Annotated in this window: 9 protein-coding genes; 2 read left to right on the top strand and 7 right to left on the bottom strand. The window is 65.2% G+C overall.

From position 1 onward, the window contains the following. The 4 genes from KDH09_00215 to KDH09_00200 form a co-directional block, all read right to left on the bottom strand. On the bottom strand, positions 1-1,115 hold a 1,115-nt coding region (locus tag KDH09_00215), incomplete at its 3' end, for a hypothetical protein (protein MCB0218088.1). Between the two features lie 584 nt (positions 1,116-1,699). After that, a complete protein-coding gene (locus KDH09_00210; GenBank protein ID MCB0218087.1) occupies positions 1,700-2,395 on the bottom strand; it encodes a hypothetical protein in 696 nt (231 codons plus the stop codon). Positions 2,396-2,677: 282 nt separating this feature from the next. Continuing rightward, positions 2,678-3,544, bottom strand: a complete 867-nt coding sequence (locus KDH09_00205) for an isocitrate lyase/PEP mutase family protein (protein ID MCB0218086.1) — start codon at positions 3,542-3,544, stop codon at positions 2,678-2,680. Between the two features lie 123 nt (positions 3,545-3,667). Further along, positions 3,668-4,225 carry a VOC family protein gene (locus KDH09_00200; GenBank protein ID MCB0218085.1) on the bottom strand — a complete coding sequence of 186 codons (558 nt, stop codon included), beginning with the start codon at positions 4,223-4,225 and terminating at the stop codon, positions 3,668-3,670. Positions 4,226-4,377: 152 nt separating this feature from the next. Between KDH09_00200 and KDH09_00195 the strand changes: the two genes are divergently transcribed. Both KDH09_00195 and KDH09_00190 read left to right on the top strand, forming a co-directional pair. Continuing rightward, on the top strand, positions 4,378-5,163 hold the full coding sequence (locus tag KDH09_00195) for a sulfite exporter TauE/SafE family protein (GenBank protein MCB0218084.1): 786 nt from the start codon (positions 4,378-4,380) through the stop codon (positions 5,161-5,163). A gap of 46 nt (positions 5,164-5,209) precedes the next feature. Next, positions 5,210-5,875 (top strand): hypothetical protein, encoded by a 666-nt coding sequence (locus KDH09_00190; GenBank protein MCB0218083.1) that lies wholly within the window; start codon positions 5,210-5,212, stop codon positions 5,873-5,875. Here the strand turns inward: KDH09_00190 and KDH09_00185 are convergent. The 3 genes from KDH09_00185 to KDH09_00175 form a co-directional block, all read right to left on the bottom strand. Then, complete coding sequence (locus tag KDH09_00185) at positions 5,872-6,900, bottom strand: WD40 repeat domain-containing protein (GenBank protein ID MCB0218082.1); 1,029 nt, start codon at positions 6,898-6,900, stop codon at positions 5,872-5,874. The two genes, KDH09_00190 and KDH09_00185, sit on opposite strands and share 4 nt — an antisense overlap. A 161-nt stretch (positions 6,901-7,061) precedes the next feature. After that, positions 7,062-7,730: a hypothetical protein gene (locus KDH09_00180; protein ID MCB0218081.1), complete on the bottom strand. Its 669-nt coding sequence runs from the start codon at positions 7,728-7,730 to the stop codon at positions 7,062-7,064. A gap of 336 nt (positions 7,731-8,066) precedes the next feature. After that, a partial coding sequence (locus KDH09_00175) for a hypothetical protein (GenBank protein MCB0218080.1) occupies positions 8,067-9,041 on the bottom strand: 975 nt, incomplete at its 5' end.

The raw sequence follows: 9,041 nt of genomic DNA, 5'->3' as shown, positions 1-9,041 counted from the left end.
TTCAGGAAGACGACCTTGAAGGCCGCCGTCGTGGAGGTGCCCACCGGGATCGGGCTGGCAGTCGACCACGAACGGCCGCTGGCGCCGCCCGAGCGAATCACGATGCCCGAGCAGGGAGCCAGAATGCCGCCGGCATTCACGCCCCAGGTGGCAGCTGCGAGGGTCGCTGCACTGGCGGCCACGCCGTCGTCGAGGAGGATCGCGGCGTCCAGGCCGGGAAGACCGGCAGTCAGGTTCGCCTCGTCCACGTCGGCGCCGGGGCGCATGCCGCAGTTGTTGGCATCGCCCGTGCCGCCGCCGTCGGTATCACCCGAGGAGGAAACATCGCCGCGGAAGGTGCGGATGCCGGAGATCGAAATACCATTGTTGCCGGAGCTGCCGAGCGCATCGCCCGCACCGGTGCCGTCACGGTAGGTGGCGGTCACAATGTCGCCGGCGGTCACAACGCCGCTGCCGTCGTTGTAGGTCAGCGTGGCGTTGGCGCCCGCGACCGCGAGGGTCGGGACCGGAGCGCCCGTGCCGTCGGACTCAACGCAGGTCCAGGTCGGAGCATTGACCGAGTCGCAGTAGATGAGCAGCGCGCCGGTGGCCGAGTCGGTCACCGTCACGACGAGTGAACCGGCCGGAGCCGGAGCCGCCGCGAGCGCGTGCACATCGTTGGTGGCGAAGTTCGTCACCGTGAAGCTGTCGGTGGCCAGGTCGCTGTTGTCCGGGTCGCTGGTCAAATCGGTGTTGGCCGGATCGAACATGTGACCGGAGTCGGCGACGACGTATTCGTAGGAAACGCCGGCGTTCGGATTCTCATCGAGGAGAATCATGATGCGCGAAACATCCGTCAGACTGGAGGTCGTCCCGATCTGCGTCGAGAGCGAGCCGTCGAAGCTGACGGTGCCGGTGCCCGCGTTGTAGGGCACCAGGACGGTCGACAACGTGGTCGTGTCGACTGCCAGGGCATTGCTGGGATTCACCGTGCAGCATGCTGCAACGGAGGCATCGCCAGTCGTGTTTTCTGAGCCAGGTCCGGCGGGAGCAGTGTCTCCACCGGTGCTACATGCCGCGGTAAACGCGAGCATGAATGCCAGTACGGCATTTCGAAGGTTGCTAAAGCGCATCATGGTCCTTTTCTCCTTCATTTCCCCAAACTGTTGCTGAACTTTCAACTTGCTAAACCTTTTCAATGCACACCGAATCACCACCGGCGTGCGGAATTACAGAATCTTTTGCAAGGCAAAAAGGATCGGCGGCGCGGCGCACAAATGCCGATAGCCCCTTGCGGGGCGCCGTCTGCCTTGTCGAGCTCTCGAGTTCCCGACTGGCCAATCCTGATTTTCCATTCCCCAAAGACTTGTGCCTCGTAACCAATTCGCTTCGACTTCGGTACCAATGTCGTCAAAGCGATTGCGACGGCTTCCCCACGAAGCCGCACAATATTCCCGCCGGCAGGTTCCCACCTGGCCCCCCGGCGCGACGGGTCTCAACCTTTGCTGAGCACAAAACCCTAACTTGAATCGCTCGCCATGATACGGGTTGCTTCCTGCGCTAGCAAGACAAGTTCAGATTCGTTTGGATGTTCTTTACAAAAGTTTAATGACGCGTGGCGACAGCGTGCAGCTTGGCTGCAACACAAAGTGTGCGGCGCTCATCCGGGACACTTGCGTGCATTCATTGAGGTTTTCGCGAATGAATGATTTCAGAACGATCATGCCTCACCGGTTTGTGACGCATGGAGCCATAAACCGATTCGAGGACAAAGTGTTCTGCAATAGCGAAACTCCAGCCCCCTGCCCGGCGACCAGAACCGGCCGGCCCAGCCGCCGTGGATGAGCGGGACGCCCCAGATCGGCAGGACCAACAGGCGCGCGCGCGGCGCTTTTTCAGGCTCAGTTTCAAACTCTGGCAGCGCGGGATCGACCCAGAGCAGGCGCGCGCCGGGCACCGGAGGCTCCTGCGAATGCGGCAGCTCGGCAAGCCACGGCGCCCCGGCGGCCTTTGCCCAGGCGGCCACGCGCGCAGCCGAGCCCGCGCTCCCGACGATGCGCGCGCGCGGAATGGTCACCGGGTTCTGGGGCTGGAGCACTTCCAGGGCGTTCTCGCTGAGCCGGTATCCGGTGGGCGAGTAGATCCAGAAAACGAAGATTACATATGTACAAAGGAAGGGAATGATGATGAGGTCGGCATCGGCCCACAGCGCGGCCCATCCAGAGCCGCCCACAACGCCCACGCCGACAAAGAGCCCCCAGCCCATGAGCGCCGCCACCGCCCGCGCCGCGCGTGAGCGCCGCGCCGGGCAGGCGCCGGGGTCGAGGACCTCCCGGGCCAGGTCGCGCGAGTGGAGCTGACGCTCTTCTGCGACGGGCGCGCCGGCTGTCTCTGGTTGCGGGGAAGGCTGATTCACGGGGGGAGTCTATCACGGGCCGCGCGGGGAGTCTCAACGCGCCCGTGGGCCTCTATATATAAGGATTACAGCCCAACCCCGTCATCCCGACCGGAGCGAAGCGCAGCCGAGGGATCTCGCAGGCCGGAGCGGTCTTGGCGACCGAGACTCGCCTTCGCCGATTCCAGCTGGATCAGCGTGCACGTGCAGGTGCACGAACACGTGCACGTTGAGAACCCTTGCCGGCCTCGGGCCCATCATGCCGCACAAATCAGTTCGCCGCGGTGCAAGCTCTTCACGCTTCTATTTCAGCCAGGCCTTCTCGCGCTCGTAGCGCTCGGGAAGGCCGACGAGCTCGCCCATCTGGTCGAAGCGGTACATGTGTTCGTGCCGGGCGTGGGTGGTCTCGTCGCGCTTGAGAGTTTTGAGCAGCTCTTCCATTCCCTGCGTGCCGGCAAAGAGCACGGCGACCGGCGCGGCGATGAGGCCGAAGCCCATGCGGTAGAGCTCGCTCGTCTTGAGCAGCGGGGTCTTGCCGTTCTCCACCATGTTGGCGACGACGGTCACTTCGGCCGGGACGGTCTCGCGGATGGCGTGGAGTTCCTCAATGCTGCGCGGTGCCTCAACGAAGACGGCGTCGGCGCCTTCTTCGGCAAAGATCTTCGCGCGCTTCAGGGCTTCATCGAAACCGATGGCGGCAATCGAATCGGTGCGGGCGGTGACGTGAAAGCCCGTGCCCTCGCGGGTCTTCAAGGCGGCGCGCAGCTTGGGCAGGTATTCATCGAGATCCACGACGCGCTTTCCCTCCATGTGGCCGCAGCGCTTGGGCCAGACCTGGTCTTCAAGGAAGCAGCCCGCCGCACCCATGCGAAGGAGCGCCTCGACGGTCTTCTCCACGTTGAAGGCGTTGCCGTAACCGGTGTCGATGTCGACGATGAGCGGAATGTTCACCGCATTGGCGATCCGGTCGGCCGCCTCGAGCACCTGGGTCTGCGTGAGCAGCCCGAAGTCCGGCTCCCCCAGCAGCGAGGCCGAGAGGCAGTAGCCCGAGAGAAAAGCCATCGGAAACCCCGCACGCTCGCACAGCCGTGCGCTGATGCAGTCATAGACACCGGGCCCGACCACCGGGCCGCCGGACTTGAGTAATTCGTGAATCGTGGGTTTGCTCATCGCTCGCTCTCCTGCGCGCTCCGCAACGGTATGCGTCTCTAAATACTCCGGCGGCAGCGGTGTGGCGAGTGCCACGCTCACTGCCGCCGATTTTTTCCTGTACTTGTCGCTACAGTTTCTTACTCACACCGCGATATGCGCGATGTCCTTGGCTTCCTTGCGGACGTCATCGGCGAATTCTTCGTAGGGCTGGCGCAGCAGGCGAAGCGCCTCTTCGGGGCTCTGGACGAATTCGTCCGGTTTGGTGGTGACGGTGAACTCCACCATGATGCCGTTGGGGTCGCACATATAAAGCGAGATTCCCCAGTCGTGGTCGGCTTCGATGACGCGGGGCACGCCCTTTTCGGCGCAGCGTTTCTTCATGGCTTCGAGTTCTTCCATGGTCTTGAGCGTGAACGAGATGTGGTTGGCCCAGAAGGGAAGTCCCAGCGCGGTGGAGACCTGCGTTTTGGCGTCGCTCTTCTCGCCGCAGCGGTGGAGCTCGAAAAAGGCCAGGCACTCGCCGCCGCCGATGTCGAAGAAGAAGTGGCGGAACCAGCCCTTGCCGTGCAGGTGGTTCTCCACGCGCACGAGCGGGAAGCCGAGCTTGTTGGCGTAGAAGTCCCAGGTCTTCTCGGAATCGGTGCAGGTGTAGGCCGCGTGATGGAGGCCGTGGGTGGTGCTGCTCGGGTGCTGGCTCATGGTCGGAATCCTCGTCTTCAAAGTGCCCGTCCAAACAATGACAGGCCCGTCAGTTTCATGCTAATAGGCAGGCGGGCCGCTTGTCGAGGGCTGCGTTACAGGTTCATGCTGGGCGCGCCCCGCACCGGCGGGACTCCCCTGAAAAGGCAGCCATGTACGACCTCAGCCCCCTCAATATCGTCCTTCTCGTCGCGGCCGGGGTGGGATCTGGCTTCATCAATACGCTCGCGGGCGGCGGCTCGCTGCTCACCCTGCCGGCGCTCATCCTGCTGGGGATGCCCGCCGATTTCGCCAACGGCACCAACCGCATCAGCGTGCTGGCCCAGTCGGCCTCCACGGTCATGGGTTTCCACGGCGCGGGCAAGTTCGACTCCAAGGCCGCGGTGAGCATCCTGGCGCCGGCGGCCTTCGGCTCGCTCATCGGCTCACTCACCGCTACGTGGATCGATCCAAAGCTACTCGAACCCCTGCTGCTCTTTGCCATGCTGGCCATGGCCGCCGTGCTGGCGCTGCGGCCCAAGGCCATTGCACCCACCGAAGCCGTGCTCAACCTGACAGTGCAGGAAAAGCCCGTTGCCATCTTCTACCTCTTCCTCGTAGGACTCTACGGCGGCTTCGCGCAGGCGGGCGTGGGCTATCTCTCGCTGCTCGTGCTCGGCGCGGTGCTGCGCTACGACCTGGTGCGGGCCAACGCGCTCAAGATCGCCATCTCCGGCATGTTCGGCATCGTCCCGCTGGCGGTCTTCCTGCTGGCGGGCAAGGTGCTGTGGGTGCCCGGCGCGGTGCTGGCCGTTGCCACCATCGTGGGCTCGCGCCTTGGGGTGCGCTTTGCGCTCGATGCAAAGGCCGACACCCTGCGCTGGATCCTCTTTGGCTGCGTGGTGCTGGCCTGCTCGGTTCTGCTCTGGCGGCGCTTCGGCCCGCTGGTCATGGGCTAGGGGCCGCCAGTGGCAGGCGCCGCGGGGGCGTGCTACACGAACTGCCATGAAAGCGCTGCGCAAGCTCCTGATCATCACCGTCCTTGTCGCCGCCGCCTCCTGCGCGGGCGAGGGGCGCGATTTCTTCGCCGGCTCGGTGAGCCTGGATTCCGACGCCGCGAGCGGTCCCGACGGCATCTATGACCCCTCCTTCTGCGAGGGCCTCTACAACCTGGGCGCCATCCTCTCCGATCCCGCGCCCGAACAGGACGTCACCGGCAACGCCATTCGCCTCGACGACGCGAACGAGCGTTTCCTGCTCATCGCCTACGGGAACGGCACGGCCATGATTCTGGAGATCGCGGGCGAAGCGGGTTTTGTCGAAGTGGGTCCGCCCGTTGTCGACGATGCGAATCTGGGCATGTCCGGTACCGCGGCGATTACGTCGGGCGATTTCACCGGCACCTTAACGAACGGCATTCCGGTTCTCACGAACACCGCGACCTACATGACGCCGGCCACGATCACCGCCACTCTGACTTTTACCGACACCGGCATTCCGCTCGCGCGCCCGGCGCCCAACGAGCTCTACCAGACCAGCGGCACCATCACCCTGGGCGGAGTCGACTGCACCGCCGCCGACGACACGGCCAATGTCGGGCTCGACTACACGCTCACGCTGACGAACGTGCTCGCCCACGAAGCCGAAGTCGACGGCGTGCTGCTTCCCTAGTACCGAATCACGTTGTCCTTGCCCGCGCTGTAGAGCGTGTTGCCGTCGGGCGAGAAGGCCACGTCGAAGACCCAGTCCTTGTGCTGGGAGCGGCGGGCAACTTCCTTGCCCGTATTGAAGTCCCACACGATCACTTCATTGTCGTTGGCCCCGGTGGCAATGAGCTGGCCGTCGGGCGTAAAGGCCGAGGAGAAGACCCAGCCCTTGTGCCCTTCAAGGGTGCGCACTTCCTCGCCGGTCGCCACGTCCCAGATCTTTGCCGTCGAATCGCCGCTGCCGCTCACCACGTAGCGCCCGTCGGGCGAGAAACTCACCGAGCTGAGCCACTGGCTGTGCCCGTCCTTGGCGCCGATGGTGCCTTCCTTCTCGAGCTTCTGCAGATCGAAGAGCTGAATCGTCTTGTCCTCACCCGAGCTGGCGAGGATGCGGCCCTTGGGCGAGAAGGCGATGCCAGTGATCGGCCCGGCATGGGCGTCGAAGACCTTGAGTTCCTCGCGCGTCGCCGCGTCATAGAGGAAGAGTTTCCCGTTGCGCCCGCCATAGGCCATCAGCGAGCCCGTCGGCGCGAAGGCGACAATGAGTCCCCGCCCCGGAGGCCCCGAGAAGGTCGCGATCTGTTGCCAGTCGGAGGTATCCCAGAGCCGCACGCTCTGGTCCCAGCTCCCGCTGGCCAGCCACTTGCCATCACTCGACCACGCCACCGATTCCACCTTGTCCTCATGGCCGGTCAGCTCGGTCACGAGTTCCGCCTTTGCGACGTCCCAGATGCGGATCGTCTTGTCCCAGGACGCCGAAGCCAGCAGCTTTCCATCGGGCGAGAGCGCGATGCAGGTGATGCGGTCGGTGTGCCCTTCGAGCACGTGCGAGCCGCCGAAATCCGGCGCCGCCACGACCTCCGGCTCGGCCGGCGTCGCCTCACTCTTTGCCGCGCCCTCGGACGGCTTCTTGTCGCGATCACAGGAACTGCAGCCGGAGAACCCGGCCAGCATCGCCAACACCAAAAGTCCCGAAAGCCACTTGCGCATGAGCTGCGTCCTCCATCGTGTGAGCGAAAAGGTACGCCCTCGCGCGTGCAAGTCAACCCGGGCCCCGGCGGGTTCTGGCGGCTTGTCGCTCTGCTTCGTTTTTGCTTCTCCAATCTCGTTTACAGTTTCCAAATATTTTTTTCTGCCGGTGAAGATGCGCATCACGGCGGCGGCCGTGAGCGCAGCTCCATCCCTGCTCCCCCTCCGGGGGAGCTGCCGCCGAAGGCGGCTGAGGGGGTCGCGGCAGGGCGATCGGATTTCTTTTGCGCAGCTCCCGGCACCCCCTCAGTCCCCTTCGGGGACAGCTCCCCCGCAGGGGGAGCAGGGATGGTTGTTTTTCCGTAGCCAACTCTCTCGGCCAGCGCCCGGCTCCGCGAGAGAATCCACCGGGCAGCCTGGAGTTGCAGCGGCGCGGGGCTCTCGAGCAACGCCAGGAAGATGCTCGCCGTCGGAAGCCAGTTCAGGTAGTGATCGAATGCATCGGTCTCATCATTGCGCTCGTGGCGACCGAGCAGTTCCACCAGCGCTTCGCGCTTTGTCTGCTCATCCGCCTGCGACACCGCCAGCCGCACCACGTCGGCAAATAGCGCGCTGGCGGTCGCCCACTCTTTCTTGCTGGCCCCGCGCTTGGCGCGCGCCGCTCTCGTGTGAACGCCCAGCGTCGTGGCGGCCAGGACGCGAAGGTTCGCGCTTCGCGAGCCGCGGGAGATCTGCGCCACCATGGCCAGCGCCACCGCGCGCATCACCGCCCACGCGGGATTGCGCATCAGCGGGCCGCGCGTTGTCGCGAATTCTTCGAGGAGGTTGCGGGCGAGTTGGCGGGTGTCCATGTGCGTAAAATCGTTCCTTCCCTGCTCCCCCTCCGGGGGAGCTGTCCGGCAACGCCGGACTGAGGGGGTCGTGCAGACGGCGATCAGCGCTGCGGCGTGCAGCCTCGACCACCCCCTCAGTCACCTTCGGTAACAGCTCCCCCGAGGGGGGAGCAGGGGCGGTGGGCGCCTCACTTTATTGTGAGGCTTTCTCTTTGCCGCGCAACCGCCCGTGACCCAAGATGACCCGCTTTGACCTGTAATGACCCAAGATGGACCGAGATGACCCGCACATTGTCACAAAAAAAAAGGGCCCCGAATGGGGCCCGTTTTTGGGCTTCGCTGTTTGAAAAAAAATCAGGGGACCCAGGTCCAGGTGTCACCCAGATCGGCGGTGCCGCTGTCGCCGCCGAAGAGGACGAGCTCGTCGAGCACGGAATCATAGGCAGCGGCCGCGCCCTGGCGCGCGCCGGGTGCGGCGATGGTGTCGGGGATGGCGCGGTAGGTGCCCGACGCGCCGAGCAAGGTGGCGTCGCTGAGGCCCTGGCCATAATCGCCGCCCACGAGCAGCACCTGAATGCCGTCGCTGGCCACGGCGGCATCGGCAAGCCGGATGGTCGGCACGATCGAGGAGAGCCGCCAGCCCAGCGGCGTGAGCGTCCAGCGGTCGCCAAGCACTGCGCTTGCGGTGCGCCCGCCCAGAAGCTGCAAGTCGCCTGACTGGACGTCGTAGGAGAGCTGCGCGTCGGCGCGCGCGCTGGGCGAGGGGCCCGGCAGCGCGTTCCAGTTGTTGCCGTCCCAGCGCCAGGTATCGCCGAGCAGGCCGCCGCTTCCCTCTCCGCCAAAGAGCACGATGCTTCCCCCGTCCCGGGCCATCGCATGTGCGGCGCGGGCCGGCGGCACGTTCGCCGGGGAGAGCTGCGTCCAGTCATCGCCGTCCCAGAGCCAGGTATCGTTTCGTGGACCCGAACCGTCCTCGCCGCCGAATAGGAGCACCCCGCCGCTCGTGCGCGCCATGGCGTGGCCGGCGCGTGCAGGAGGGCTGGTCATTGGGGATTCGCTCACCCAGGTGGCACCGTCCCAGCTCCAGGTGTCGTTTTGCAGCGCGCCGTCGTCACCGCCGAAGAGAATGATCTTCTCGCCGTCGAAGGCCATCGCGTGGCCGCTTCGCGCGCCGGGGCTCGCCATCGGCGACTCTTCGGTCCAGGGCGCGGCGCTCGGCAGCACCAGTACCAGGGTCTGCGCAAAGTCGGCTTCTTCGCTGTCGGAGCAATAGAGTGCGTAACTCGTGGTCGCGACCGGGGCGACGGTCAGGACGCCGGTGGCCGGCAC

The sequence above is a fragment of the Chrysiogenia bacterium genome, from assembly GCA_020434085.1.
Taxonomy (GTDB): Bacteria; JAGRBM01; JAGRBM01; order JAGRBM01; family JAGRBM01; genus JAGRBM01.
This window is presented reverse-complemented; position numbering and strand designations above follow the sequence as displayed.